26 protein-coding genes and 5 tRNA genes are annotated in these 26,656 nt (G+C 56.6%); 5 read left to right on the plus strand and 26 right to left on the minus strand.

What is annotated here, in order from left to right:
* From KGZ66_01495 to KGZ66_01555, 13 genes are all read right to left on the minus strand, one after another.
* A tRNA-Thr gene (locus KGZ66_01495) sits at window positions 1–58 on the minus strand.
* A gap of 11 nt (window positions 59–69) precedes the next feature.
* Window positions 70–147, minus strand: a tRNA-Met gene (locus KGZ66_01500).
* 108 nt (window positions 148–255) lie between these two features.
* A tRNA-Met gene (locus KGZ66_01505) sits at window positions 256–333 on the minus strand.
* Between the two features lie 245 nt (window positions 334–578).
* Window positions 579–652 (minus strand) — tRNA-Gly (locus KGZ66_01510).
* 13 nt (window positions 653–665) lie between these two features.
* Window positions 666–751, minus strand: a tRNA-Tyr gene (locus KGZ66_01515).
* Window positions 752–1,022: 271 nt separating this feature from the next.
* Window positions 1,023–1,625 (minus strand): RNA polymerase sporulation sigma factor SigH, encoded by a 603-nt coding sequence (gene sigH / locus KGZ66_01520; GenBank protein MBS3984266.1) that lies wholly within the window; start codon window positions 1,623–1,625, stop codon window positions 1,023–1,025.
* A gap of 146 nt (window positions 1,626–1,771) precedes the next feature.
* The gene (gene rlmB, locus KGZ66_01525) at window positions 1,772–2,500 is read right to left on the minus strand and encodes a 23S rRNA (guanosine(2251)-2'-O)-methyltransferase RlmB (protein MBS3984267.1); all 729 of its coding nucleotides are present in this window, start codon (window positions 2,498–2,500) and stop codon (window positions 1,772–1,774) included.
* Window positions 2,478–3,185, minus strand: a complete 708-nt coding sequence (locus KGZ66_01530; protein MBS3984268.1) for an FAD-dependent thymidylate synthase — start codon at window positions 3,183–3,185, stop codon at window positions 2,478–2,480. Before KGZ66_01530 ends, rlmB begins: the two co-directional genes overlap by 23 nt.
* Entirely contained in the window at window positions 3,176–3,574 is a 399-nt protein-coding gene (locus KGZ66_01535) for a ribonuclease III (GenBank protein MBS3984269.1), read from the minus strand. The genes KGZ66_01530 and KGZ66_01535 overlap by 10 nt, the downstream gene beginning before the upstream one ends.
* Window positions 3,571–4,959: a cysteine--tRNA ligase gene (cysS, locus tag KGZ66_01540; GenBank protein ID MBS3984270.1), complete on the minus strand. Its 1,389-nt coding sequence runs from the start codon at window positions 4,957–4,959 to the stop codon at window positions 3,571–3,573. The genes KGZ66_01535 and cysS overlap by 4 nt, the downstream gene beginning before the upstream one ends.
* 23 nt (window positions 4,960–4,982) lie before the next feature.
* On the minus strand, window positions 4,983–6,137 hold the full coding sequence (locus KGZ66_01545) for a 2-C-methyl-D-erythritol 2,4-cyclodiphosphate synthase (protein MBS3984271.1): 1,155 nt from the start codon (window positions 6,135–6,137) through the stop codon (window positions 4,983–4,985).
* A 6-nt stretch (window positions 6,138–6,143) separates the two neighbouring features.
* Window positions 6,144–7,211, minus strand: a complete 1,068-nt coding sequence (locus tag KGZ66_01550) for a TRAM domain-containing protein (GenBank protein MBS3984272.1) — start codon at window positions 7,209–7,211, stop codon at window positions 6,144–6,146.
* 90 nt (window positions 7,212–7,301) lie between these two features.
* Entirely contained in the window at window positions 7,302–7,778 is a 477-nt protein-coding gene (locus tag KGZ66_01555; protein ID MBS3984273.1) for a CarD family transcriptional regulator, read from the minus strand.
* Between the two features lie 202 nt (window positions 7,779–7,980).
* On the opposite strand from KGZ66_01555, the gene KGZ66_01560 reads away from it, so the two are divergent.
* The gene (locus KGZ66_01560; protein MBS3984274.1) at window positions 7,981–8,373 is read left to right on the plus strand and encodes a DUF1573 domain-containing protein; all 393 of its coding nucleotides are present in this window, start codon (window positions 7,981–7,983) and stop codon (window positions 8,371–8,373) included.
* Between the two features lie 8 nt (window positions 8,374–8,381).
* Here KGZ66_01560 and pssA read toward each other — a convergent pair whose 3' ends face one another.
* From pssA to KGZ66_01620, 12 genes are all read right to left on the minus strand, one after another.
* The gene (gene pssA / locus KGZ66_01565) at window positions 8,382–9,134 is read right to left on the minus strand and encodes a CDP-diacylglycerol--serine O-phosphatidyltransferase (protein ID MBS3984275.1); all 753 of its coding nucleotides are present in this window, start codon (window positions 9,132–9,134) and stop codon (window positions 8,382–8,384) included.
* Complete coding sequence (locus KGZ66_01570) at window positions 9,118–9,768, minus strand: phosphatidylserine decarboxylase (GenBank protein ID MBS3984276.1); 651 nt, start codon at window positions 9,766–9,768, stop codon at window positions 9,118–9,120. The genes pssA and KGZ66_01570 overlap by 17 nt, the downstream gene beginning before the upstream one ends.
* A complete protein-coding gene (gene disA / locus KGZ66_01575; protein ID MBS3984277.1) occupies window positions 9,765–10,835 on the minus strand; it encodes a DNA integrity scanning diadenylate cyclase DisA in 1,071 nt (356 codons plus the stop codon). The genes KGZ66_01570 and disA overlap by 4 nt, the downstream gene beginning before the upstream one ends.
* Before the next feature lie 12 nt (window positions 10,836–10,847).
* Window positions 10,848–12,212, minus strand: coding sequence for a DNA repair protein RadA (gene radA, locus KGZ66_01580; protein MBS3984278.1), 1,365 nt, complete (start codon window positions 12,210–12,212; stop codon window positions 10,848–10,850).
* A gap of 85 nt (window positions 12,213–12,297) precedes the next feature.
* Complete coding sequence (locus tag KGZ66_01585; GenBank protein ID MBS3984279.1) at window positions 12,298–14,742, minus strand: ATP-dependent Clp protease ATP-binding subunit; 2,445 nt, start codon at window positions 14,740–14,742, stop codon at window positions 12,298–12,300.
* On the minus strand, window positions 14,739–15,806 hold the full coding sequence (locus KGZ66_01590; GenBank protein MBS3984280.1) for a protein arginine kinase: 1,068 nt from the start codon (window positions 15,804–15,806) through the stop codon (window positions 14,739–14,741). The genes KGZ66_01585 and KGZ66_01590 overlap by 4 nt, the downstream gene beginning before the upstream one ends.
* A 4-nt stretch (window positions 15,807–15,810) precedes the next feature.
* Complete coding sequence (locus KGZ66_01595) at window positions 15,811–16,323, minus strand: UvrB/UvrC motif-containing protein (protein ID MBS3984281.1); 513 nt, start codon at window positions 16,321–16,323, stop codon at window positions 15,811–15,813.
* Between the two features lie 6 nt (window positions 16,324–16,329).
* A complete protein-coding gene (locus tag KGZ66_01600) occupies window positions 16,330–16,794 on the minus strand; it encodes a CtsR family transcriptional regulator (protein MBS3984282.1) in 465 nt (154 codons plus the stop codon).
* Between the two features lie 232 nt (window positions 16,795–17,026).
* Window positions 17,027–18,205, minus strand: a complete 1,179-nt coding sequence (locus tag KGZ66_01605; GenBank protein MBS3984283.1) for a class I SAM-dependent rRNA methyltransferase — start codon at window positions 18,203–18,205, stop codon at window positions 17,027–17,029.
* Window positions 18,206–18,278: 73 nt separating this feature from the next.
* Window positions 18,279–20,360, minus strand: a complete 2,082-nt coding sequence (gene fusA / locus KGZ66_01610; protein MBS3984284.1) for an elongation factor G — start codon at window positions 20,358–20,360, stop codon at window positions 18,279–18,281.
* A gap of 50 nt (window positions 20,361–20,410) precedes the next feature.
* A complete protein-coding gene (gene guaB / locus KGZ66_01615; GenBank protein MBS3984285.1) occupies window positions 20,411–21,871 on the minus strand; it encodes an IMP dehydrogenase in 1,461 nt (486 codons plus the stop codon).
* Window positions 21,872–21,977: 106 nt separating this feature from the next.
* Entirely contained in the window at window positions 21,978–22,586 is a 609-nt protein-coding gene (locus KGZ66_01620) for a peptidylprolyl isomerase (GenBank protein ID MBS3984286.1), read from the minus strand.
* 318 nt (window positions 22,587–22,904) lie between these two features.
* Here KGZ66_01620 and KGZ66_01625 point away from each other — a divergent pair, with 318 nt between their 5' ends.
* The 4 genes from KGZ66_01625 (at window position 22,905) to KGZ66_01640 (ending at window position 26,418) form a co-directional block, all read left to right on the plus strand.
* A complete protein-coding gene (locus KGZ66_01625; GenBank protein MBS3984287.1) occupies window positions 22,905–23,438 on the plus strand; it encodes a hypothetical protein in 534 nt (177 codons plus the stop codon).
* Between the two features lie 97 nt (window positions 23,439–23,535).
* The gene (locus KGZ66_01630) at window positions 23,536–24,126 is read left to right on the plus strand and encodes a superoxide dismutase (protein MBS3984288.1); all 591 of its coding nucleotides are present in this window, start codon (window positions 23,536–23,538) and stop codon (window positions 24,124–24,126) included.
* A gap of 118 nt (window positions 24,127–24,244) precedes the next feature.
* Complete coding sequence (locus KGZ66_01635; protein ID MBS3984289.1) at window positions 24,245–25,426, plus strand: M20 family metallopeptidase; 1,182 nt, start codon at window positions 24,245–24,247, stop codon at window positions 25,424–25,426.
* Window positions 25,423–26,418 carry a DMT family transporter gene (locus tag KGZ66_01640; GenBank protein MBS3984290.1) on the plus strand — a complete coding sequence of 332 codons (996 nt, stop codon included), beginning with the start codon at window positions 25,423–25,425 and terminating at the stop codon, window positions 26,416–26,418. The genes KGZ66_01635 and KGZ66_01640 overlap by 4 nt, the downstream gene beginning before the upstream one ends.
* On the opposite strand, the gene KGZ66_01645 is transcribed toward KGZ66_01640, so the two are convergent.
* Window positions 26,393–26,656, minus strand: a 264-nt coding sequence (locus tag KGZ66_01645) for a transposase (GenBank protein MBS3984291.1), incomplete at its 5' end; no start/stop codon positions are given. The two genes, KGZ66_01640 and KGZ66_01645, sit on opposite strands and share 26 nt — an antisense overlap.

Consider the following 26,656-nt stretch of genomic DNA (forward strand, 5'->3'; position numbering starts at 1 on the left):
GACCGGGATTGAACCGGTGACCTCATCCTTACCAAGGATGTGCTCTACCGACTGAGCTACGTCAGCGTGTGGTAGCGGGGACAGGATTTGAACCTGTGGCCTCCGGGTTATGAGCCCGACGAGCTAACCAGACTGCTCCACCCCGCAATGTGACGCTGGGAAATCGTGAATCATGAATCGTGAACTGAGGGAGAAGAACGGGCTTTGAAGCACGGACTCCTCTAACTTCTAACTTCTAACCTCTAACTTCTAATTTGGTAGCGGGGGCAGGATTTGAACCTGCGGCCTCCGGGTTATGAGCCCGACGAGCTAACCAGACTGCTCCACCCCGCAATGTGACGCTGGGAAATCGTGAATCATGCATCGTGAATCATGAACTGAGGGGCCATCAGCCTTTAGGCGTTAGACTTTAGGCATTAGGCTTTAGAAGAACGGGCTTTGAGCTTTGAGCTGTGGGAAGAAAGGGACAAGGTAAAAGGTCAAAGAGGAACCGTACACCGCCGAGATACCGCTCTACTGGGCACTGGGCACCGGGCACTTCTAACCTCTAACTTCCCACCTCTCACCTCTAATCAGTATGGAGCGGGTGATGGGAATCGAACCCACGCAACCAGCTTGGAAGGCTGGAGCTCTACCATTGAGCTACACCCGCCTCTGTTCTAGAGTGGTGGAGAGGACTGGATTTGAACCAGTGTAGGCGTCTGCCGGCAGATTTACAGTCTGCTCCCTTTGGCCGCTCGGGCACCTCTCCACAAGCAAGGGTCGTTTTAGGCGACTATTACATTATAGTGCGGTGCACAACACGAGTCAAGCGAACTTTTTTGGAAGCTTTGAACCGCATTCCGCTGTACGCTGGCAAGGTGGAAAGGTTAAAGGGGAACCGTACACCACCGAGATACCGCTCTACTGGGCACTGAGGACTGGGCACTGGGCACTACTCTACTACGAGCTAGGAGCGCCTGCGTTCCCACGAAGTGCGAAGTGCGAAGTGCCAAGTGCAAAGTGCCAAATGCGCGCTTCGCTCACGCCATCCGCTCGAGCAAATAGCGCTCTAACTTGCGTTTTACCCGCTGCAACGCGTTATCGATAGACTTTACGTGGCGGTCTAACTCCTCGGCGATTTCTTGGTATGATTTACCGTCTAGATAGTACCGCAGCACTTTGCATTCTAAGTCGCTTAATAGCTCGCCCATACGACACTCTATGTCCTTAAACTCCTCTTGATGAATCACTAGTTCCTCTGGATCGGTGATTTTGCCGCCCGAGAGAATATCTAGCAGAGTCCTGTCGGATTCTTCGTCGTATATAGGCTTGTTAAGTGAAACATAAGAGTTTAGAGGTATGTGCTTTTGCCGCGTTGCCGTCTTTATCGCAGTGATAATTTGGCGTGTAATGCATAGCTCGGCAAACGCTCTAAACGATGACAACTTGTCCGGCTTGAAGTCACGAATGGCTTTGTATAGACCAATCATACCTTCTTGCGTTATGTCGTCGCGATCTGCTCCTACGAGAAAGTACGACTTAGCTTTAGCTCGAACAAACGCGCGGTACTTGTTAATTAAGTGCTCAAGCGCATACGTGCTCCCTTGCTTTGCTCCCTCGACAATGTCCTCTTCCGGCATCATCTCAAGGGAAACAGCATCGCGTGCCGGGAAATCCACTAAGCATCGCCTCCAGATTGGGAGTAGCTATATGAAATTTTGTAAATTTCCTTAGGTAAGGAAACTCACTGGACAACCATTATTATATACTTGCGTTATGTAAAGGTCAATCAGCGGCGCGCTCTTTGCTGGCGCACGACCTCGAACAACACCACCCCCGCGGCGACGGAAGCGTTAAGCGAACCCACCGGGCCGGACATAGGTATGGCCACCAGTTCGTCGCAAGCCTCGCGCAAGAGCCTTGAAATGCCTTCGTCTTCGCTGCCGACAATAACCGCCAGAGGACAGGACAGCTTAACATCGTATATGACTTTGCCGCTAGAATCCGCACCGACCACGGTAAAGCCCGCGTCTTTCAGGCGCGCTACGTGCTGCGCTAGGTTCGCTACGCGCGCTACTGCTAGGTGCATTACCGCACCGGCCGAGGCTTTAGCCACAGCCGGCGAGAGAGCGGCACTCCGCCGTTTAGGGATAATTACGCCCTGTGCGCCCGCAGCCAAACCGCTCCGCAAAATGGCCCCTAGATTATGCGGGTCCTCAATGTGGTCTAGCACCAAGAGCAGGGGGAGCGGGGCGGCTAACGCCTTCTCTACGAGGTCTTCAAACTCCATGTACGGCACGACGGCTAACTGCGCCACGACGCCTTGGTGTGGCCTGCCTTCGCACATCTTGTCGAGGCTAGCCTTTTCCGCCTCGACTACGACTACGCCCTGCTGTTTGGCGAGTGCGATTATCTGCCCAATCGTACCACCGACATTGTTCTGCACAAACAGCTTATTAATGGGTGCGTTTGCCCGCAGAGCCTCAAGTACCGGATTACGTCCCTCGACTTGATTCATCTTGACCTCCGTCTAGTTCAGATTTGCTGTACGGGTCGCCGCAACTCATCTCACCTTCGCCGCATCCCCGCGCACTTAAGCAGTCCGGCCCGGCTTGGCTAAAGACGTGTGGGGCGGCGGCTCGCGCGAGGCGCAGCATGCTCCACGCTAACGCGCGGATTTCCCATTGCGCCCGCCGGCAACAGCGCAAGGCAAAGAAATTATAGAGACTTCGGGCATTAAGCGTAGCCACCAGTTTGGTCGTGCACGCATTTGGCAGGATATAGCGGGCATCTTCCGCCGGCACATGGGCGAGCAAGGCCGCATAAGCACGGCGTATTGCCTGTATGGCCTCGCGGTACTCCGCGCTAGCTTCAGGCCTTGCGGCGATGGTGGGAGGCGTGACAAACGAAAAGTCCTCCAGGCGCACATAGCGCTGCGACTGCTGTGAATACGAAGCGATGCGGTGCCGCACCAACTGGTGCGACAGGGCGCGACTTACGTCTTCAATCCCAAAGGTAAAGCTCACGTGCTCAAGCGGCGACTCGTGCCCAAGCGACAACAGCTTAGCCACTAAGGCCGCGCCTTTGTCACCTGCGAGGCGCTTTTGGATAGTGGCTATGTCTGCCCCCGAATAGCAGAGCCGCGCCGCCGCCGCAACTACTTGGTCGGGCTCCGGCGTGTGAGTTAGCAGGGTTACACGCATGGTTCTTCCCCCTTGAGCTCGCGCATGGCGCAGATAAGCTCTAGCGCGCGCTCTTCCTCTTTGGCGAGGTAAAGATAGCCAATTAAGCCCTCTATGCCTGTGCTATGCCTATACTCCGTGGCGCTGGCACTCTTTGGCACGTGGCCACTCCTCGTGTTGCGTCCGCGGCGCAAGATTTCTTTTTCTTTGTCGGTAAGTAGTTCCATGATGGCGTGCGCAGCTTTAGCTTGGAAAGAGGCACGCACGAAGCGAGCCGTTTCTTGGTGCACAGCGCTCATGCGTTTTGGCCCGTCGCGCAGGGTAAGCACGCGCATCGCCAACTCGTAATAAGCATCCCCGATATAAGCCCAGGCTGCGGGTGAAAAATCGTCCGGCGAGCGCCCACTCACTTGCGCTTCCACCTGACGCCCTGTGGCGTATCCTCAAGCACAATCCCAAGTTTGTCGAGCTCGAGGCGAATCTCGTCCGCAGTCTTAAAGTCCCTCGCGCGCCGCGCTTCCTGCCGTTTGGCGATAAGCTGTTCTACCGCAGCGTCAAGACTCCTGTCGGCTCTCAGTTCTACTCCCAATACGCCCGTCAGCTTAAGTATAAGCTGCAATACTGCCTCGGCGTTAGCAAGTCCGCCCCGCGCTAGCTCCGTGTTGGCGTCACGCGCGAGCTCAAACAGCACGCCCCAGGCTTCAGCCGTGTTAAAGTCATCCGCTACCGCGTCCTTAAACCGCGCCTCGTACTTGCCGACGTCAATCGTCTCCCCTGCTGTCTGCTTGTCCGTATGTGCGGAGAGCACATGCTCTAAAGCGGCGCAGGTATTCTTTAAGCGGCTAAGCCCGGCACTAGCACTGTCTAGGGAAGTAGCATCAAAGGAAAGGGGCTTCCGGTAGTGGGCACTCTGCAGGAAGAAGCGCACCGTGTCGCCGGGGTACTGCTCTAGAATATCGCGAAGAATAAAGAAATTGCCCTGCGACTTAGACATTTTCTCCTCATTGACGTTAAGAAAAGCACCATGCACCCAATAACGGGCAAGTGGTTCTCCCGGGCACAGCGCCTCGCTTTGTGCCAGTTCGTTCTCGTGGTGCGGGAACTGCAGGTCCATGCCGCCGGCGTGGATATCTATGTGCCCCCCAAGCATTTCACGCAACATGGCCGAGCACTCAATGTGCCACCCGGGGCGACCTCTGCCCCACGGACTTTCCCAAAACGGCTCGCCGGGCTTAGCGCTCTTCCAGAGAGCAAAGTCGGCGGGGTAACGCTTCTCCTCGCCTGCCTCGACGCGGCTGCCCATAGCGAGGTCGTCAAGCTTCTGCCCGCTTAACTGACCGTAGGCAGGGAATTTCCGCACGTCGTAAAACACGTCGCCGCCGCTCACATAGGCAAACCCACCCGCGATAAGGTCTTCGATAAAGGAGATAATGTCTCCGATATGCTCGGTAACCCGCGGATGCTTGTCCGCAGGCAAAATGTTAAGCTCCTTGACATCCAGAAAGTAGTTTCTAATTTCCTGTTCGACCAGTTCGTCGACAGACATGTTAAGTTGTGCGGCGCGGACAATAATCTTATCCTCGACGTCAGTAAAGTTCTGCACGTATATCACATCGTACCCTAGGTACCGCAGGATACGCCGTATAGTATCCCCCAAAACAAAAGTCCTCGCGTTCCCGAGGTGAATGCGATTATACACGGTCGGACCGCATAGATACATGCTCACTTTTCCCGGTATGCGCGGCACAAAAAGTTCTTTCTCTCGCGTCAGTGTATTGTAAATTTGCAGCTGCACTGTCAGCCCTCCTTGCGAAATGCTCACCTAATAGCTTCTCCCATCCTCTGATCAACCCTCACCGTGGCGGCAACGTAGCACACAGCGCCTTCGCCTGCCCCCACGAAGCCTAATCCTTCGTTGGTCGTGGCCTTTATGTTCACCTGGGACTCCGTAAGCCCTAGCGTAGCGGCAATATTGCGCCGCATCGCCTCTCGATACGGCCCGATTTTCGGCGCTTCGAGCAAGAGCGTGACGTCAATGTGGGTCGGTTCGGCGTGATGGGTTTTAAGCAGTGCCGCGACTTCCCTCAAAAGCAGAAGGCTAGCGGCACCGCGGTAGCGCTCGTCGCTGTCGGGGAAGTGCTGCCCAATGTCGCCTAAACCTACGGCTCCAAGCAATGCGTCCATTATTGCGTGCGTGAGCACATCGGCATCCGAATGCCCAAGTAGTCCCAGATGATAGGGGATTTCCACTCCCCCGAGGCACAGCCTCCTGCCCGCAACCAAGCGGTGCACGTCCATGCCGAACCCACAGCGCGTAACGCTTGACGACACGAAGCGCGCTAGGTCGCTTGGCGTAGTCAGCTTAATGTTTGCCTGCTCCCCTTCCACCACTGCGACTGCGTGGTTTAAAAGGCTGACTAGAGCGGCGTCGTCGGTAGCCGAAATGCCGCGAGATAACGCCTGCCTGTGGGCCTCCACTATCAGCTCGCGGCGGAAGCCTTGCGGGGTTTGCACCGCCACATAGTCGTCCCGCGTTAAGACTTTTGCCAATCGGTTGGAGCGAGCCTCGTAAACAGTGTCCGACAAGGGAATGCCTGGGAAACAGGCGCCGCCCTCTCGCGTAGCAGTAAGCACGCGGGTAATCAGCGCGGGTGACACAAACGGCCGCGCCCCGTCATGTATAAGGACATAGTGCGTCGTTTCCGGCACTGCCGCTAAGCCCGCATAGACCGACGCTTGGCGCGTCGCGCCGCCGGGCACTACCGTCACTGGCAGCGGGTAGGAAAGGCCTCTGAAAACACCTTCCTTACCTGCCGGCACAACTAAGTAAATCTCCGTCAGACCTGCCTGCACAAAGGCTTCGACTGTCCATTGGATTACTGGTTTGCCGTCAATCAGCATGGTTAACTTGTTGCCAAGTCCGCCCATGCGCGTGCTGCTCCCGGCGGCCGTGATAATTACCGCTGTATCCATAGACGCCTAGCGCAGCTTAGCGAAAATCATGCGCCCGGCCGAAGTCTGCAGCACCGAGGTGACAATCACCGGAACCGTGTCGCCGATATGCTTTCTGCCCTGTTCCACCACTATCATCGTGCCGTCTTCGAGGTAGGCGACTCCTTGCCCGTATTCCTTCCCCTCCCGCATCACTTGTATGCTCATTTCTTCGCCGGGGAGGACTACAGGTTTTAAGGCATTAGCGAGCTCGTTAATGTTGAGCACACTCACGCCCTGCACTTCGCACACCTTATTGAGGTTATAGTCGTTAGTTAAAATCTTGGCCTTTAAGTCCTGTGCCAGACGCACCAACTTGCTGTCGACCTCGCTTTGGTCGTCGTAATCGCGGCGGATAATCTCTACCCGTGCCCCGCTTTCTTTCTGAATGCTGTTTAGGACGTCGAGCCCGCGGCGCCCGCGGTTGCGGCGCAGGACATCAGGGCTGTCGGCGATGTGGCGCAGTTCCTCCAACACAAAAGCAGGAACAAGTAGCGTGCCTTCCAAGAAGCCGGTGCGTACGATGTCGAGAATGCGTCCGTCAATGATCACGCTAGTATCTAAGACCTTCGGTATGCCGCCGTTAATGGCTACGGGAGCGCTGCGGCGCTGCCCCGGCAGGAGAAGCGCGGCGATTTCATCGCTTTTAGTTACGGCAATGCGCAGGCCAAGATAGCCAAGTAGCACATACGCTCCAATCTTGAGATACGCGCCCACAAGCGGCACAATCTCAAGCGGGCGAGAGAGTAGGGTGGCCACAAGTAAGCCGACCGTAAGCCCAACGGCCCCCATAATCATGTCTTGTACAGGTATGCGCTGCACGTAGCTCTCGGCGATGTCGGCAAAGCGCAGGCAGATCGTTATCAACCAGGGGGAAATAAAATAAAAGATAAGTCCTCCAAGAAAAGCCCCCGCCACGTTGATGCTAACTGCCAAAAGACCCGAGAATTCCTGCCCAGACAGCTGCTCCACAAACGGCAAGAGCGCGGACACGAGGCTGTACACCGACAAGGCCCCGCCGAGGACTAGAACTGCGCGTGCGATTTTTCTCCCCATAGGTGACACTCCCTTTCTGACTAAGTTATTTACTGACCCTAAATATAGCACATTCCGGGGCAAAAAAAAGGACTTGGTGAAGTTTTTGGCTCAGGAGCAGGCATTTTGTACTAGGTGCTGCGCCGCTTCCTCGCTCACGTTCTCCACCAATATAAGTTCGCTCACCAAAATCTGCCGCGCTGTCTCGAGCATGCGCTTCTCGCCTGTCGACAGGCCCTTGCTCCTCTCGCGCGCACAAAGTGTGCTTACCACCTCGGCTACCGCTAGGATGCAACCCGTGCGCAGCTTCTCAAGGTTGGCACGATAGCGGCGATTCCAGTTCCCCTGTTCCTCCGCGTGCAGTGCTCGCAACACAGACAACACGCGTGGAACCTCGCTTTGCGCTACTATCTGCCTGAGGCCCATGTGATCCACATTGTTTTGCGGAATATAGACCTTCATCTCCCCTAAGGGTATGCGCATCACATAATAACTTTGCCTTGCGCCCAGTATTTCGCGCACCTCAACCGCTTCAATGACGCCCGCCCCATGCATGGGGTACACAACTTTGTCGCCAATGCCGAACAACCGCTTCACCCCCTACCCTTGATGTTACCATTGCCTAGGGGTATAGTCAAGAAATTTAGTATTTTATCATAGGGAAACGGGCGGTGTCAACAGCGAGTTTGAAACAAAAAGAACCGTCCCTTTTGTTTTCCGTCTTGCCTCTTGTTTCTTGGTTGACAAGGGTAGTGGCGTGTAAGATAATCTAGCTATGGGGGTGACTGTCTTGGGAGAGTTCTGCACAGAGTTTCAGCACACCGTAGGCGAGTACTTAGTAAGGCATCGCAGCATCCTTGACGCATTAACCAAGTTTCAGGAATCCTGCGCTAGGGTTAACCGCGCAGTAGCTAAGGCCGCCACAACCTGTGGGTGCATCGAAATTGACGTAAGCAAGCAGAAGTTGCCGGAGAGCTTGCTTATCCAAGACTTTAAGCAGATGTCAAGCACACATATCGACGGCGAGTTGTGCGACCACTGCAAGGATGTGGTGGAGGCCGAGCTTGGCAACAATCTGTTCTACCTCGCCGCCATCTGTCAGCTCTTGGGGTTTGAGTTAAACGATATCGTCACCAAGGAGCGAGAACGAGTTTCTGCACTAGGGTATTTTAAAATGGGGTAGGCGCACGCCTACCCCTTTCGCTTTGCTCTTTGCTCCTCGCGCTTCCTAATTGCCGCTGCCTTGCCCCGCTCGTACTTTATGCGCCAAGCATGCGGAAGCCGCCGCCACAGCATCCCGTGCCAGCCAAAGCCCATCAGCGCATAGAGCACTAAGGGGATAAAAACAAATCGTCTGGCAAACCACAGCATTAGCACCGTGGCGACCATAAAAGCAGCCAACATACCCGCGCTACGCGGAAGGCTCACGGTCTTAAAATCAGGGTAAGGCACACGACTGACCATAAGCACGGCTAACGTGAGGAAAGTAAGCGGCAGAAAGAAGTCCGGCAAAAGCTGATAATAAAGCGTGGCCGTCGCGGCAATTCCTCCCGCGGCGGTAATGGGCAAGCCTGTGAAAGCCCCAGGCCTCACCGCAGGTTGCGAATTAAAGCGAGCAAGCCGTATGGCCCCGGCAAACACAAAAGCTGCGCCGGCGACGTGCGCAAGATAGTACTCCGACAGCAGGGCAAGCATTAGCGTAACAGGCGCCACTCCGAAGGTCACGACATCGGCCAAAGCGTCAAGCTCCTTACCGAAGCTGCTGGTGACATCTAAGAGGCGCGCCAGGCGGCCGTCGACGCCGTCAAGAAACATGCCCACAATTACTACAAATGAGGCCAGCCGCCACTCGCCGGTCATGGCCAGATAAATGGCCAACACGCCTAGGTACAAGTTGCCTAGGGTAAACGCGGAAGGGATGTATCTTCTAACCCATTGCGCCACGCTTAATCACCCCTATCACCGTTTCTCCCCCTACTACGCGCTCCCCCTTCTTAACCCGCACCTTTGTTTCGGGGGGCATAAACATCTGTAGAGACGAACCAAACTTCATTAGGCCAAACTTCTCGCCGCGCTCAAGCTCGTCGCCTACTTTAACCCAGCACACAACGCGCCGCGCTAGGACGCCTACAATCTGCACGAGGAGGCACTGCGTCTCGTTGTTCTTCACCGCTACATAATTGCGTTCGTTGACGGAAGGGGCCTCCGCTAGGTAGGCCGGCCTAAACTGCCCGGGCCGGTGCTCGACCGCCGTAACCCGTCCGCTGATGGGCACCCGATTGACATGCACGTCTAGCGGACTTAAAAAGATCGTCACCATCTGAGCGGGCCCACGAAAAAGATAGGGGTCGTGTACAACATCCACGACCATCACCTTACCGTCGGCCGGGGCGAGGAAATCGATCTCAGCGTCATTCGCGGCGGGATGACGGCGCACGGGATCGCGAAAGAAGTAAAGAAGAAAGCCAAGCAGTAGAAATGGCAAGCTAAGCAGCAGCGGGTGAACAAAGAAGAGCACGGCCGCGAAGAGCGCCAGTAGGACGAGGTAAGTGCGCCCTTCCCGCAGCAAGAGCCTCATGCTTGGTGCCTCAGATTAAAGACCTGCTCTTCTAGCCTTTCTAGGCCGTTCTTTACCGCCCTAGCGCGCACTTCCCCGATGCCCTCAACCTCGTCAAGTTCTTCAAGCGACGCATGCAGAATGCCCTGAAAATCTGCGAACGCCGCTACCAGGTTCTTAATTACAGCCTCAGGCAGGCGCTGGATTCTGCTCAGCAAGCGGTACCCTGCCGGGGCAATGGCCTGGTCTAGCGCATTGATGCTCACGCCATGGCCGAGGATGCGGCAGACGTTTAAGGGGTCTAGCATATCGTCGAGCGTAATCGCGCCAAGCTGTTGCCTTACTTCCGCCAGGCTACGGCTATCGCCTGCTTGGCGGTAGTCTTGTATCAAGAGCGCTGTTTCCTCTTCGACGTTGCGCGTAAGTTCCGCTAACTGCAAGCCGAGCAGACGCCCCTCGGTGCCCATTTCCACCAAGTGCCGCCTAACCTCGCTCGCGCCCCGCATCACCAGTTCCGCGCGATGCACTGCCGCAACTACGTCAAAGACGGTTACGGTGTCCTTAAACTCCTGCACCGACAGCTCCGCGAGTATGCGGTCTAGCGCCTGCTTATACTTTTCCAACGTGCCGATAGCCTGATGAGCCTTAGAGGTCAACTCCGGGAACTCGCGCAGTATGTAGCGAATCGAGCCGCGGTACAACGTTATAATCGAACGGCGCTGCGAAATGGCCAGCACAATCTCGCCGGTCTGCTTGGCCGTGCGCTCAGCCGTACGATGTCTTATGCCTGTCTCCGCCGAGGGGATGGTCGCGTCCGGCACCAGTTCAGCGTTAGCGTAGAGTATGCGCTTAGCGTCCTTATTGAGGATTATCGCACCGTCCATTTTGGCTAACTCATACAGGGCAGTCGGGGTAAACTCGCAGTCTAAAGCAAACCCGCCGTCCACGATGGCCATCACCTGCGGCGAGTCGCCGATGACAATTAATGCTCCCGTTCTTGCCCGCAGTACGTTGTCTAGCCCCTCACGCAACATCGTGCCGGGGGCTAGCATTCTTAAGGCGCTAATTAGCTTATCGCTATCAGGCATGTTCGCATCCTCCTACAAGTTCCAGGTAGTGGTAAGGGCTGCCGCCAGTGTTTCCACAGGATGCACTTCTATGTTAGCTAGAGCTAGCGATTTGGCTTCCGCTGCGTTTCGCTTGGGGATAATAATGTGCTTAAAGCCTAGCTTTGCCGCCTCCGTTATCCGCCCCTCAATGCGGCCGACGCCGCGCACTTCGCCGGTTAAGCCTATTTCCCCAACTACGGCTAGGGTGCGGTTGACGCGCGTGTTGCGCAAACTTGAGGCTAGGCTCACGGCAACGGCCAAATCGGCCGCCGTGTCGATGACGCGTATGCCACCTACCGCATTTACGTAGCTGTCCTGATACGATATGTCCAGGCCGACGCGACGCTCAAGTACCGCAAGGAGCATGGCTACGCGGTTGCTCTCCACACCTGCCGTAGTGCGCCGCGGCGTACCATAGCCTGTAGGTGCCAAGAGCGCCTGCATTTCGATTAACATAGGGCGCGAGCCCTCGATAATCGGCACTACCACCGAGCCGACGACATCTGCGGGACGCTCCGCCAAAAGGAGCTCCGAAGGATTGTCGACATCCTTAAGCCCGCTGTTGTGCATCGAAAATACGCCTACTTCACTTGTCGCCCCAAAGCGGTTCTTTACCGCGCGCAGCAGGCGAAAGCTCATGTGTTTGTCGCCTTCAAAGTAGAGCACGGCGTCTACCATGTGTTCAAGCAGCTTCGGCCCGGCGATAGCGCCATCTTTGGTCACGTGTCCGACGAGGATGACAGCTACGCCGCTGTCTTTGGCAAATCTGATCATGCGCGCCGCAGATTCCCGCACCTGACCGATGCTACCCGCGGCCGTCGCCAACTCCGCGATGCTCATGGTCTGAATGGAGTCCACCACCACCACGTCGCCCTTTAGGACTTGCACTTGGTCAATAAGGGCTGCGGTATCGGTGGCGGGGGTGGCATACAGTTCGCCAGACTCAGCGTGCAGGCGCTCGGCCCTGAGCTTTAGCTGCTCCATAGACTCCTCGCCCGAAGCATAGATGACGCGTCGGCCGTGGGTGGCGATTGCATTCCCTACGGCCAAAAGCAACGTGGATTTCCCGATGCCGGGGTCGCCACCCACTAAGACTGCCGACCCCGGCACCAAGCCTCCTCCTAAGACGCGGTCAAGTTCGCGCGAGCCTGTGGCTATGCGGCCGATGTTCTCTGACTTAACGTTGCGAAGAGGTATCGGCTCTGCATCGTCACCGCGCCTGCGGCGCACAGACTCAGCTTTAGTCACTAATTGCTCCACAAGGGAGTTCCATGCGCCGCAGCCCGGGCACTTGCCGCCCCACTTCAGCGTCTCGTGCCCGCAGGCTGTGCAGAAGAAACGAATCTTGTCGCGCATGGCAACCTCCCGCCTAGAGAGTGTAGGGACGTGCCTGCGGCACGTCCGCCGACGTGCGAAACGCACGTCCCTACGTCCCCGTTCTTCAGTGTTTTGTGAAGGTGAGCGTGTTGCCCGCGGCGTCGATTAGCACTTGGTCGCCTTCTTTGAACTCGCCGGTCAGGACGCGCTCGGACATCTCGTCCTCGATGCGTCTGACGATGGCCCGCCTAAGCGGCCGTGCCCCAAACAGAGGGTCAAAGCCTTCTTTAGCCAAGAGCTCCTTCGCGGCATCCGTCACTGAGATAATTATACCAGACTCTGCTATGCGCTGGGCTAGTTCCTTAAGCATAATCCCCACAATCTGCACGATATGCGCCGCATCGAGCTGATGAAACACAATCGTATCGTCGACGCGGTTTAGGAACTCCGGCCGCACGTTGCGCTTTAGCTCTTCGAGTACACGGTCGCGCATGGCTTCGTAGTCGCTGCCTAGTTGGCCTCCGGTCGTGCCAAAGCCGAGCGAGCCGCCCTTCCTTATAGTTTCGGCACCTACATTCGAAGTCATAATGATGATGGTGTTGCGGAAGTTGACGGTGCGGCCGCGACCGTCCGTCAGCCTGCCGTCTTCGAGCACCTGCAACAGGACGTTAAACACCTCGGGATGCGCTTTCTCCATTTCGTCAAACAGCACTACACCGTAGGGCTTGCGCCGCACTGCCTCTGTTAGTTGCCCGCCTTCGTCGTACCCTACGTAGCCCGGCGGTGCCCCGACAAGGCGCGACACAGTGTGGCGCTCGCCGTACTCCGACATGTCGATGCGGATTACCGCGTTTTCGTCCCCGAAGATAGCTTCGGCTAGCGCTCGGGCCAGCTCCGTTTTGCCTACGCCGGTCGGCCCCAGGAAGAAGAATGAGCCGATGGGGCGCTTGGGGTCCTTGAGCCCGGCCCTTGCGCGGCGAATCGCCCGCGAGACCGCACTTACCGCCTGCTCTTGCCCAATCACTCGCCCATGCAGCAGTTCTTCGAGTTTAAGCAGACGCTGCGACTCGTCTTCTTGCAGTCGCTTGACAGGTATGCCCGTCCAGGTAGCCACAATGTGCGCCACATCATCCGGCGTAACCACGGGCTCGGCTTTGAGGCGCTCCTTTTCCCAAGCTTGGCGCACCTGCTCTAGCTCTTCCTTGAGCTGCTTTTCCCTATCGCGAAGCGCCGCAGCACGCTCGTACTCCTGATTGCCCGCGGCAGCCGCCTTTTCTTGCTGCAAGCGCGCGAGCTCCTGCTCAGTGTCTTTTAGGTCCGGTGGAGCGGTAAAGCTCTTGAGCCGCACGCGGCTACTGCCCTCGTCGATGAGGTCAATCGCCTTGTCGGGCAGGAACCTGTCGGGAATATAGCGGTCTGAGAGCTTAACGGCCGCAAGTAGCGTCTCGTCCGGGAGTTTGACGCGGTGATGTGCCTCATAGCGGTCTCTCAGACCCTTAAGAATCTGCAGCGCTTCCTCGGCAGTCGGGGGGTCAACCATGACCGGCTGGAATCTGCGCTCTAGCGCGGCATCCCGCTCTACATGCTTGCGGTACTCATCTAGTGTGGTGGCCCCCACGCACTGCAGTTCGCCCCGCGCTAAGGCCGGCTTTAGGATATTGCTCGCGTCGATGGCACCCTCTGCCCCACCCGCGCCGATAAGCGTGTGCATTTCGTCCATAAAGAGCACAATATTGCCTGCTTGTTGGATTTCCTGGATTACTTTCTTTAAGCGCTCCTCGAACTCGCCGCGGTACTTAGTGCCCGCGACTAACGCCGCCATGTCTAGCGCGACCACGCGCTTATTGCGCAGCGTCTCCGGCACCTCTCCTTTGATAATGCGCTGGGCCAACCCTTCGACAATAGCGGTTTTGCCAACGCCCGGTTCGCCGATTAGCACAGGGTTATTCTTGGTGCGCCGCGAGAGGATTTGCACCACTCGCTCTGTCTCCTTCTCGCGCCCGATTACAGGGTCAAGCCGGCCTTCGGTTGCCATGCGCGTAAAATCCCGGCCGTGCTGGTCGAGCGTAGCAGTTCCCTTGCCGCCCTCCTGCTTGCCGCGCGGCTTGCGGCTCCCGGCTGGGGCGTTTTGTTCCGCCGGCGCATCGGCTGCCCCTAACTTAAAGATTTCCGCGAAGCTTTCTGCGCTAAGACCGAGATTGTGCAGCACCAGCGCCGCAACGCCCTCGCCTTCACGGGCGAGCCCGAGCAAGATGTGCTGCGCGTCGATAGCGGCAAGTCCCTGCTTGCGTGCCTCGTAGAAAGCAATTTCCAGCACCTTTTTTACCCGCGCCGACACGCCTTGCAGCTCGCCGCCTGTGCCGGGGCCGACAATTCCTTCGACCTCAGTCTGAACCCGTTCGATGGTCAGCCCAAGATTCGCAAGTTCTGACCCGCTGTCACCCGTAAGCGTCGCAACCACCCCAAGCAAGAGATGCTCCGTGCCAATCAGAGTATGGCCGAGCTTGCGCGCGTATTCCTCCGCTGTGGCAATAACTTGTTGAGCACCGGGGGTAAGTGGGAACATCATTTTTTATCCTCCTTTGACTTAAGCGCCCTTTGCAGGCGTTCTCTGAGCAGCTCCGCGCGTTTGACATCGCGCCCAAAAGCGTCTAGAGTCTGTCCGCACTCCGTTTGCAACACGTGCGGCTTTGCCAATACCATTAACTCCGTAAGAACCTGCTCCGGCAGACTGAGTAGCTCCGCCCCCACACCTAGCCTAATATCCGAAAGCAAGCTCATGGCTTCATTGCTGTCTAACACGCGCGCGTTAAGCATCAGCCCGAGCGAGCGGTGCACGCGGTCGAGAATGCGCATTTTATCTTGCGCTACCATATTGCGCGTCAATAGCCGCTCCTGCGCCACGATTTGCTCTACTACCGCTTTGAGGTTGCGAATAAGCTCCTCCTCCGCAAACCCGAGCGTCACTTGATTGCTAATCTGAAACATGTGACCGGCCGCCTGCGTGCCCTCGCCGTAGTGTCCGCGGGCCATTAGCCCAAGCTGCCCGATAGTGGCAATTACTTTTTCAATTTGGTTAGTCATCGATAAGATCGGCAGGTGCAGCATTACCGAAGCGCGCAAGCCCGTGCCGACATTCGTGGGGCAAGCCGTAAGATAACCGTACTCCTCGTGGTAGGAGAAGTTGCCCTCACCGTCTAACCAGTCGTCTACCTCGCTAGCTAGACGCCAAGCCTCCTCTAGCTGCAGCCCGGCGAGTAAGCACTGAATGCGCACATGATCTTCTTCGTTAACCATAATCGCGACCTGTTGGTCCTGCGCCAAAACGACTGCCCCCTCGCGCCTATTGGCGAGGTCGGGGCTGATTAGGTGACTTTCTACAAGCGCCAGGCGGTCTACGGCAGGGAGCTCCGCCATCGGGAAGAGCTGCATGGCCGAAGCTGCGGAAGACCCCGCTTGCCTACCTGCGTTCTCAATCAGCCCGCGCATCCGCGCCACGACTTCTAGCGCTTGTTCGGGGCGCATCGTCCCGGGGAAGGGCAGGCCGGCGAAGTTGCGGGCCAGTCTGACGCGCGTGCTTACTACGCTAGGACTTAAGGGACCGGTCGATTCCGTCCATTTTGCCCACTTCATTATCTCACTTCCCCCCTGCTTCTGTTTCTAAACGGCGTATGCGGTCGCGCAGCTCTGCCGCTCGCTCGTATTGTTCATGGCCGACTGCGTCCTTAAGCTCTTGGCGCAGCTGTGCGAGCTGGCGCTTGCGCGTAACTTCCTGTGAACGCAGGCGTGGAACTTTGCCGTTATGCTGCAGTGTCCCATGAATGCGCTTAAGTAGCGGGCCTAGGTGCTTGGAGAACGTTTGGTAGCAGTTTGCGCAGCCTAGCCGCCCCCCCTCCGCAAAGCGGCGGTAGTCCGCACCGCACATTTGGCAGAGCTCTCCCTTATATTTGCTTGGCGCGGCCGCTTGTTCGAGGTTCATAAAGCCCGCGAGCAGACTACTGATGTTGACTCCGCCGGTCAGACTAAGGAAGTCCATTTCTCCGCTTTGCCGCGCACATTCCTCACACAGATGCTTCTCTGTGGCGTCGCCGTTTAAGACCTGCTTAACGTGCACCGTCGCTTGTTTTGCTTTGCACTGCTCACACAACATATCTTTTCACCTCTCGTTAATCATAAGTGTTCCCAACATGGCCCTTAGCAGTCGCGCCCGCATCTCGTCTCGCTCGAGAGCGCTAAGCTGTAACGTCTGCCTATCTACGGCGGCGAGCAATAGCTTTGCTTCGCGGTGCGTAACCAACCCGGCGCGGTAGACCAGCTCTACTAGGTGTTCCGCCGTCGTTTGTGACAGCGCCAACCTGCAGTGCGAAAGCGCCCGCTCCCACAGCTCGCGGCTGTGCGCGGCGATTTCCGTAATGCGTATATACCCGCCCCCGCCTCGCCGCGACTCAACCAGGTAGCCGCGCTCAAGCGCAAAGCGCGTAGCCAAGCAGTAGTTAATCTGCGACGGCGCACAGGCGAAGCGAGCCGCCAGTTCGCTGCGTTGCACTTCAATGCTGCCCGTACCGCTTTGGGCTAAGCGCCACGTGAGGTAATGCGCGATTTCGTCGACAATACTTGCCACTTGCTATAACCCACCTCTCTTTCGCTAGGCATTGGCCGCCGGCCGCCAGGAGATTGTCGCTTGTCCCTTGTCGCTTGGGGACGGAACCGCCACTTCCCGTTCGACCTTTCCTGACCTTAATGCTACAATATCCCATATTTTAGTTCAAGAGCTCTGGTAGCCTAAGACAGCCGATTTCGCGTTATTACATTAAGCAGGCGCCTTCCGACGCCTGCTTGCGCTTGTTTTCGTGCTAAAATACCTGCGCCACTACAAACTTTAGGTACTCCGTCTCGGGTGCCGCCAAGAGTAGCGGGTGGTCGGCTGCCTGCCCGCGCACCGCCACTACCTTTACTTGGCGATGCGCGTCGCGCGCTGCCTCGGCCAGGACGCCGAGAAACTCCTCCCGCGACAAATGGTATGAACAACTCGAGGTGATTAAGAATCCGCCGCGACGAGTTAGCTTTAGGCCGCGCAGGTTAATTTCCTTGTAGCCGCGCCGCGCCGCGGGCACAGAGTGTTTGTTCTTAGTAAAGGCAGGCGGGTCAAGCATTACCACGTCATAGGCGTGCCCGGCGTCGGCTGCTTCTCTGAGAAAATCAAAGGCGTTGCTTTCGACAGCCCGAATCGCGGCGGCGAAGCCGTTCTGCGCGGCGTTTTGGCGCGTGCCTAGCACGGCTTGCGCCGAAATATCTACGGCTGTTACATCCTTTGCTCCGTAACCCGCCGCGTGTATGGCGAAAGAACCTGTGTGGCTAAAGCAGTCTAGCACCACCGCATCCCTAACAAAGGGCGCGATGTAGGCGCGGTTCTCACGCTGGTCAAGAAAGTAACCGGTCTTTTGCCCCTGCCACAAGTCCACCGCCATGGCAAAGCCGTTCTCCCGTACATTTACTACAGGATTAAAGGCCGCAGTCGCAAACCGCACCTCTAAGGGCAGCCCTTCAAGCTGCCGCACCGGCACGTCGTTACGCAGCACTACCCCGTCTAGACCTAAGAGCTCGCTAACCGCCTCGACTATCGCGCTAATCCAACGTTCCATGCCTAAGGCTAACACTTGCACGCTCGCGTAGCGGTCGTAGATGTCGACGGTAAGTCCGGGTAGACCGTCGGCTTCGCCGTAGACTAAGCGGTAGCAGTTGCTGCCACTCCCTACTACTTGCTTCCGCAAGGACCAGGCTTCTTCAAGCCGTCGGCGCAAAAACAGCGGGTTAATTTCTTCGTCGCTCCGGCTTAAGAGCCGCACGGCTATTTGACTGCGGTCGTTAATGTAGCCCACGCCAAGAAACGCCCCGGCGTGATTAACAACGCGAACGATGTCCCCCGGTTGCGTCTCGCCCGCAATCCTCCCAATCTCACTTTGAAAGATCCACGGGTGCCCGGCTTCTACGCGCGGTTTTCGGTCGCGCCTGAGATAAACTGTCGGATACATAAAAGCCTCCTCCCTAAACCGCAAAGTGGCAAGTGACAGACAGAGTCCATCACTTGCCGCCTTAATTCACTCGCTATTCCTCAGCTTTCTTGGCGTTCGCCTGAATAATGGGGTCTGCCACGTTGCTTGGGACTTCCTCGTAGTGGGAGAACTCGGTGGTGAAGGAGCCCCTCCCTTGCGTCATGGAACGCAAGTCCGTCGCATACTTAAAGATTTCGCTATACGGGGCTTGGGCCTTGACGCGCTGGAATCCACCGTGTGGCTCCATCCCCATAATGCGCCCGCGCTTTTTGTTGAGGTCGCCGATGATGTCGCCCATGTAATCGTCCGGCACCGTGACCTCGATGTTAATTATCGGTTCAAGCAGGATGGGCTTGCAGGCCATAAAGCCCTTCTTAAATGCCAGAGAACCGGCAATCTTAAACGCCATTTCCGATGAGTCCACGGGGTGCGACGAGCCGTCTACAAGCGTTACGCGCACGTCTACTACCGGGAAGCCCGCCAAGACGCCTTCTTCCAGAGTCTCGCGAATACCTTTTTCTACGGCGGGGATAAAGTTGCGTGGTACGGCACCGCCAAAGACTTTATCGACAAACTCGAAGCCTGTGCCGCTTGGCAGGGGCTCCATCTCAATCCAGACGTGACCGAACTGGCCTTTGCCGCCGGATTGCTTCTTGTGTTTACCTTCTACGCGTGTTGCGCCGCGAATGGTCTCGCGGTAAGGCACGCGCGGCGGCGTCAACACTACGTCTACGCCGAACTTCTTGGCAATGCGGCTGACAATAACATCAAGGTGCAGGTCACCCATACCCGAGATTATCGTCTGCCTAGTTTCTAGGTCGCGGCGGACAGAGAACGTGGGGTCTTCCTCCTGCAGGCGCGCCAAGGAGCTGCCAATCTTTTCTTCGTCGCCCTTCGCCTTTGGTTCGGCGGCTTGCGCGATGACCGGAGACGGGAAGGCAATGCGGTTATACTTAATGGGATTGTCGCGGTCACACAGCGTGTCGCCCGTGCTGGTAGCCGTAAGCTTAGCCACCGCCCCGATATCCCCCGCTACTAACTCCGGAGACGTCTCCTGCGTTTTGCCGCGTACGACAAACAGCTGCCCTACCCGCTCCTGCGCCTCCTTGCTGCTGTTAAACACCGTGGAGTCTGACTTAAAGGCGCCAGAGCATACGCGAAAGAGCGAGAGCTTGCCCACAAAGGGGTCAGCCATAGTCTTAAACACGACGGCCGAGAAAGGCGCGGTGCGGGCTGCCGGCCGCGACTCCTCCGCACCCGACTTCAGATTCGTGCCAACCGCAGCCGGCACGTCAGCAGGGGAAGGCAGATAATGCACGCATGCGTCAAGGAAGGACTTAACGCCGACGTTCTTCTGTGCAGAAGCGCAGAAGATGGGGGCTAGCTTGCCCGATGTAACCCCTAACTTTACTCCCTTAATGACCTCGTCGTCGGTAAGTTGCTCGCCCTCAAGGTACTTCATCAATAATTCATCATCTGTCTCGGCGATAGCCTCAATCAGGGCGGCGCGGTACTCAGTCACTTTGTCAGCTAACTCCGGCGGGATTGCCTTTTCCTCAACCTTGCGGCCGTTATCGCTGTAGTAGTAAGCCTTTTGCTTAAGCAAATCGACCACGCCGGCAAACTTCGCTTCTTGCCCGATAGGAATCTGCAGCGGAGCAGCCGAAGTGCCAAACGTCTGGCGAATCTCTTCTACAACGCGGTCAAAGTTTGCGTTTTCGCGGTCCATCTTGTTAATGAGAAATGCGCGAGCCATGTTCCTTTCCCCCGCGTAGTCCCATACCTTCTCGGTTCCCACTTCAACACCCGAAACCGCGCAGGCAAAGACAAGCGCGACGTCGGTGGCGCGCAGTGCGCCTTTGACTTCGCCAACAAAGTCAAAGTAGCCAGGCGTGTCGACAAAATTTACCTTGTGCCCTTGCCACACGCACGGCCCCAGAGAAGTGGCGATAGAGATTGAGCGCTTAACCTCCTCCGGGTCGTGGTCGGACACGGTGTTACCTTCGTCTACGCGCCCCATGCGGTCGATAGCTTGGCTGCTGTAGAGGGCTGCCTCTAAAAATGAGGTTTTCCCAGACCCACCATGCCCGACAAGACAGACGTTACGTAGTTCTTCTGTGGCGAATTGCTTCAAGCACTATTCCTCCTTATGTACGGGAGCGTGAGGCACAAAGCCCACGCACCTTAGTTGCCGCTGTAATTGGGGGCTTCTTTAGTAATGTTCACCGTGTGGGGGTGGCTCTCCTTTAATCCGGCGCCGGTAATGCGCACAAACTGTGTTTTTGTCTTAAGTTCTGCCACCGTGCGGCAGCCGCAATAACCCATACCGGCTTTTATGCCCCCAACCGCCTGGAAAATTGTATCAGCAAGCGGACCTCGGTAGGGCACCCGCCCTTCAATGCCCTCCGGCACCAGCTTGTTGGCCTGCTCTTGGAAGTAGCGATCCTTGCTACCCCTTTCCATAGCCCCAAGGCTCCCCATACCGCGATAAACTTTGTAAGTTCTGCCTTGGAAAATCTCTGTTTCGCCGGGACTCTCCTCCGTGCCTGCTAGGAGGTTCCCGAGCATCACCGTATCCGCACCGGCGGCGAGAGCTTTTACTATATCGCCCGAGTACTTAATGCCGCCATCGGCAATAATGGGAACGCCATGCTTCGCCGCGGCACCGGCACAGTCGAGCACCGCCGTAATCTGCGGTACGCCGACGCCGGCTACCACGCGGGTCGTGCATATGGAGCCCGGCCCGATGCCGACCTTCACGCCGTCTGCCCCGGCCTCGATTAAGTCTAGGGTAGCTTCGGCGGTAGCCACATTGCCCGCGACTAGCGCTACTTCCGGCCAAGCAGATTTTAGCTCGCGCACCATCTGCAGCACGCCCTCGGAGTGTCCGTGCGCCGTGTCTACGACCAAGACGTCTACGCGCGAGGCCACCAAAGCTTCCGCGCGCTCCATATTGGCTAGTCCTACGCCGACTGCGGCAGCGACGCGCAGCCGCCCGAGCGAGTCCTTGGTGGCGTTTGGATACTGCCGTGTCTTTTCGATATCTTTAATCGTAATCAGGCCGCGCAGCTGAAAGTTAGCGTCCACCAGCGGGAGCTTCTCAATCTTATGCTTCCAGAGGATTGCTTTGGCTTGCTCGAGCGTGGTCCCCACCGGTGCCGTGACTAGATTCTCTTTCGTCATGGCTGTGTCGATTTTGCCGTCTAAGTCGACCTCAAACCTAATGTCGCGGTTAGTGATAATGCCGACTAGTTTCCCGTTTACCACTATGGGGACACCGGAAATATGGTAGCGTTCCATCAGGCGCAAGGCATCGCGAATCGTGTGCTCCGGCGAAAGGTATATAGGGTCGGTGATTACGCCGTGCTCAGACCGTTTGACGCGGTCAACTTCAGAAGCTTGCTGCTCGATGCTCATGTTTTTGTGAATTACGCCTATACCGCCCTCGCGCGCTATAGCTATCGCCATACGCGCTTCGGTGACGGTGTCCATTCCTGCGCTCACAATAGGAATATTAAGCTTAATGCCGCGCGTTATCCAAGTTGAAGTGTCTGCGTCCCGCGGCAGCATATCTGACCTGCGGGGGAGCAACAATACATCATCAAAGGTTAGGCCTTCCTTGGCAAATCTCGGTTCGGTGTGCAAAACTCTACCCCCTCGTCAGTAATAGCAGTCTAAAAAGTCAGCAGCGGCTTGGTTACTTATCTTACCATGTGCACGCGAGGGTGACAAGCCACGGAGCTAGCGTTAATTAGCGGCGGACTTTGACGGGCGCTTCGTATTGTACGCCAAAGGTATCTACCGTCACTCTTTTCATTACCTCGCGTGGCTCAAGTGCTAAGCCATTTTGAGCTTGGTCGCTCGGGCCATTCACGATGCGGTCTACTACTTCCATGCCGGAGATAACGCGGCCAAAAGCAGCGTATTGACCGTCTAAGTGTCGCGATTCAGCATGCATAATAAAGAACTGCGAGCCTGCGGAGTCAAAGAGCTGACTGCGGGCCATAGAAATAACGCCGCGCTCGTGCCTAAGCGGATTGCGCACGCCGTTAGCCGAGAACTCGCCCATAATAGCGTAGCCCGGGCCGCCGGTTCCGTTGCCGTCGGGGCAGCCGCCCTGAATCATAAAGCCCGGCATGATCCTGTGAAACACAAGACCGTTATAAAACCCATCCTGTACAAGCTTGATGAAGTTATTAACTGTATTAGGTGCGGCGTCTGGGTCAAGCTCAATCTTAATTGTTCCGCCTGCCGCCATTTCAATCGTCACTACGGGCTTTGGCCGCTCAGCTTGGCACGCAGTCAACACCAGGCTTAGCAGCAAAAGGACTAGAACGGGCAGCAAAATCTTCTTCTGCATGGTGGGTTCGCCTCCTCGGAAGTTTAGTGAACTCCCTTAAGTGCGGAAATTCACTTTTCGTTACTTATTGTACAGGAAACACGAGCAGGAATACAGACCGCTTAGGCGAAAGGTATATTGTGGAGGACGGAGGGTTGCACTTTGTACTTTGCACTTTGCACTTCGTGGAAGGGGGTAGCGCCTCTAGTTCCCCTTTGACCTTTCCACCTTTTCACCCCGTCACCGCTCACAGCTCACAGCTCAAAGCTGTCCCGGCGGCCGGCGGCTGGGGGCTGGCGGCTCGCCTCCAAGCGACAAGGAAAGGAGCATCTCCTACTCATGCGCCTCACAGCACGCCAGATGACTACAATCGCCATGGTAGTGGCCTGCGCGGCCGCTCTAGGTTACCTGCTCCTTACTGCCCTGCCCCTGCCAGGCATGAAATTCGCCCTACTGGCGCCGCTCTTGGCCATGATGGTAGGTATCCCGCTGTCGCTTATCCGCGAACGCGGTGTATTGCTCCTGACGGCAGTAGTGCTTGCCGCCGTAATGAGCCTCGTGAGCCTCCTTATGGGCGCAGCTATTGTTTTGACAGGCTTGCTCGAAGAGGCCTTCGCACTGCTATTATGCCCCCCGCCCTACTCGCGCCAGGCCGTGCGTTGGCTATCCTCTACGTTCCCTACCCTGTGCGTTGCTGTGACAGCAATTGTGGCACACTTTGTACTGGGCGTGCCACTGCTCGGCGTCACTTGGAGTGGCCTATTGCCACTGATGCTGTTTACTCAGCTACTAGGAACTGCCGGCTTTGTCGTTACCGAGCGCTTGCTCCTGCCGCGCATTGCTATCGTTAGGCAGCGTCTGCGACGGGAGTAGGTTACTTGAAGGAAACCTCACTTGCTGCGAAGAATTACTTGCAGTGAGACTGAGGCTTCTCCCTTAGTCAACACTAAAATCGAAAGGAAGGTTGTTTGTGAAACACACTTTGCCTGCCCTCCCCTACGCCTATAATGCCCTAGAGCCGCACTATGACGAGGCTACCCTCAAACTCCACCACGGGAAACATCATCAAGCGTATGTCGACGGCCTAAACAAAGCCGAAGACAAACTGCAGGAAGCTCGCGTCAGCGGAGACTTCGCCTTAATCAAGCATTGGGAACGCGAGCTGGCTTTCCACGGCAGCGGACATCTGCTGCACAGCCTCTTTTGGGCCAACATGACTCCAAACGGCCAGGGCGAACCCCAAGGCAAGTTGCTTGAGCTTATCAACGAAAGCTTCGGCAGCCTAGATGCCTTTAAGAAGCAGTTTAGCGCTGCCGCCGCTGCCGTCGAAGGTTCCGGATGGGCCTTGCTCGTGCAATCGACCGAGTTTGGCGGCCTGCGCGTCCTCACGATTGAGAAGCACCAAGACATTACGTTAATCGGGGCTATCCCCCTGCTTACGGTAGACGTGTGGGAGCACGCCTACTACCTTAAGTACCAAAACCGCCGTGCCGAGTGGATTGCCGCCTGGTGGAACATAGTAAACTGGGACGACGTAGCGGGAAGGATTTGCTGCTGTTAGGAAGATGAGGAGGGAGGAGAGGGGGTTAGGGACGGAGGAGTGCGACATATGTCGCACTCCTCCGTCCCTCGCCCTCACTCCCCTTCCTCCCCGTCCAAATTCACAAAGGAGGTCTCCCATGCATCAGTTAAAACAGTCACTTATCGAAGCTATCGACAATTTACAAGTGGAACTAATCGGACTCTCACACGCTATACACAGAACACCCGAGACTTCGCTCAAGGAGCACCAAGCAACTAAGTACATTGCCGAGTTGTTAACAGGCGCAGGTCGACCAGTCCAAAGTGGCGTAGCCGGCCTTGACACAGCGTTTGTTTCCACTACCAAAGGACAAGCACCGCGCCCGCACCTAGCTTTCCTGGCGGAGTACGACGCCCTGCCCGACATAGGTCATGCCTGCGGGCATAACGTGATTGCGGCGGCTTCTGTCGGTGCATATCTCGGGCTCTGCCAAGTCGTGCCGCACCTTAATGGAGCCGTATCACTCTTTGGGACTCCAGGCGAAGAGGCTGATGGGGGCAAGATAGTAATGCTAGAGGCCGGAGTCTTTGACGACGTCGATTTCGCGTTGATGATCCACCCTTCGTCCGGCAAATCGCTACTCGCCCGCGGCGGGCGGGCTGCAACCGGGGTTAAGGTGCATTTTCGGGGCAAGGCAGCGCACAGCTCTGCGCCTAGCCGCGGCATTAACGCCCTCAATGCCGTACTCAGCACCTTCCAACACATTGATATGCTCCGCCCGACATTCAACCTGCAAGACAACGTCAACGGAATAATTACCCATGGCGGCACCGCCGCAAACGTCATCCCCGGCGAGGCGACCTGTGAGTTTAGCTTGCGTGCAGCCACACTTGTCGAGCTAAAGCAACTCGTAGAAAAGGTGCAGTTGGCCATCGATGCCGCAGCCAAACTGACTGGGGCTGTAGCCGAAGTCAAAGTCGGACTGCTGTATGCAGAACGCTATCCAAACCAGGTGATGTCGCGCGTTTTCCAGAGCAACATGGCAGAGCTCGGAGAAGAGATGGAGTGGGCGTCGCCGGTGGGTATGTACGGGTCATCCGATATCGGCAACGTTTCTCTGAAGCTCCCCGTCATTCACGATTACCTATGGATTGCGCCGCCGGAAGTTAACACGCACCATGCTGACTTTACCGCGTTTTCGGCCTCGACCCGCGCGGATGAGGTAGTCTTAAAGGCAGCTAAGGGCTTGGCGATGACGGCATTTGATATACTAAACAGCGCCACCCTGCAAGGCGAAATCAAGGAGTGTTTCGCACGAGCACTCGGTAGCCCGTCGTGAGATCTAAGATATCCCCCCTGCCGTTTTTGTCGGGGCTAGGCTTTGCCACGATATTTGGCCTCTCGTTCCTGTTTGCCAAAGACGCGATTGCGACCATTGCGCCTCTTTCGCTACTGGCCATGCGCTTTTTGTTGGCTGCAGGAGTGGTGTCGCTGCTTCACTTGCTTGGGCTGTTCCCGCTGGCGTTGCGGGGCAAGAATATCGCTCCTCTTTTGCTGTTGGCAGTTTTTCAACCCGTAGCATACTTTCTGTTTGAAATAAACGGGCTGCAGTTCACTCACACATCGCAGGCCGGCATGATGATTGCTTTGATCCCAATCGTAGTAGCGATTATGAGCAGGGCATGGCTTGGCGAGCGCATCACTGTGCTGCAGGGTGCAAGCATACTGATGTCGGTGTCTGGCGTATTGCTCATTGCTATTAAAGACGTGGCGAGAGCCGGTCCGGCGAATGCCATGGGCTTGGCACTCCTCTTTCTCGCGGTCTGCTCTGCCGCAGTATTTAACATCATTTCGCGGCGCGTTTCGGGTCAGTTCACGCCTTTTGAGACGACTTTTGTCATGATGTGGGTCGGCGCTGTGAGTTTTTCTTTACCCTTGCTCGTGGCTCAAGGAGCGCAGGCATTTGCCGCAAGCTTTTCAGCCGTATTGGCGTCTTGGCAGTTGATGATGGCCGTGGTCTACCTAGGAGTCTTGTCTTCGGTAGTAGCGTTCTTCTTGGTTAACTATACGCTGTCGCATCTCCCTGCCACGCAATCGGCCATCTTCGCTAATGTCGGTACACTTGTGGCTGTTTTGGCCGGAGTGCTCGTGCGTAGCGAGCCGTTTCACTGGTACAGCGCACTCGGCGTCGCCATGATCATCCTTGGTGTGTGGGGGGCAAACCGCTTCGGAGCGACGGAGGGATGTCGCAGAGGGACGGCAGACCGTGCTCAAACGGGAGTTGTAGCAGATGATAATTGCGTGGTTAACCGAGTATTTCGCGGAAAATGACGATGCGAACCCGGTTCGGCCAGAGCACAAAAGAAATGGCTACCGCCTTACTAGCCAGTTCCTTGAGTATCCGTTCCACGCCGAGCAGCGAAATCGCCCGCTTGAGGTTATACCCTAAAAATGCCAAAGAAGCCTCCGCTCTGACTGACTCTAACCCACGAGTCAGAAAGTACGTGAACCCCATGCTTCGTTTTAGGGTGCCAAAGACATGTTCGATGATTGCCTGTCGTGTCGCGTA

This window comes from Selenomonadales bacterium, assembly GCA_018335585.1.
In the GTDB taxonomy this organism is placed as follows: domain Bacteria; phylum Bacillota; class UBA994; order UBA994; family UBA994; genus UBA994.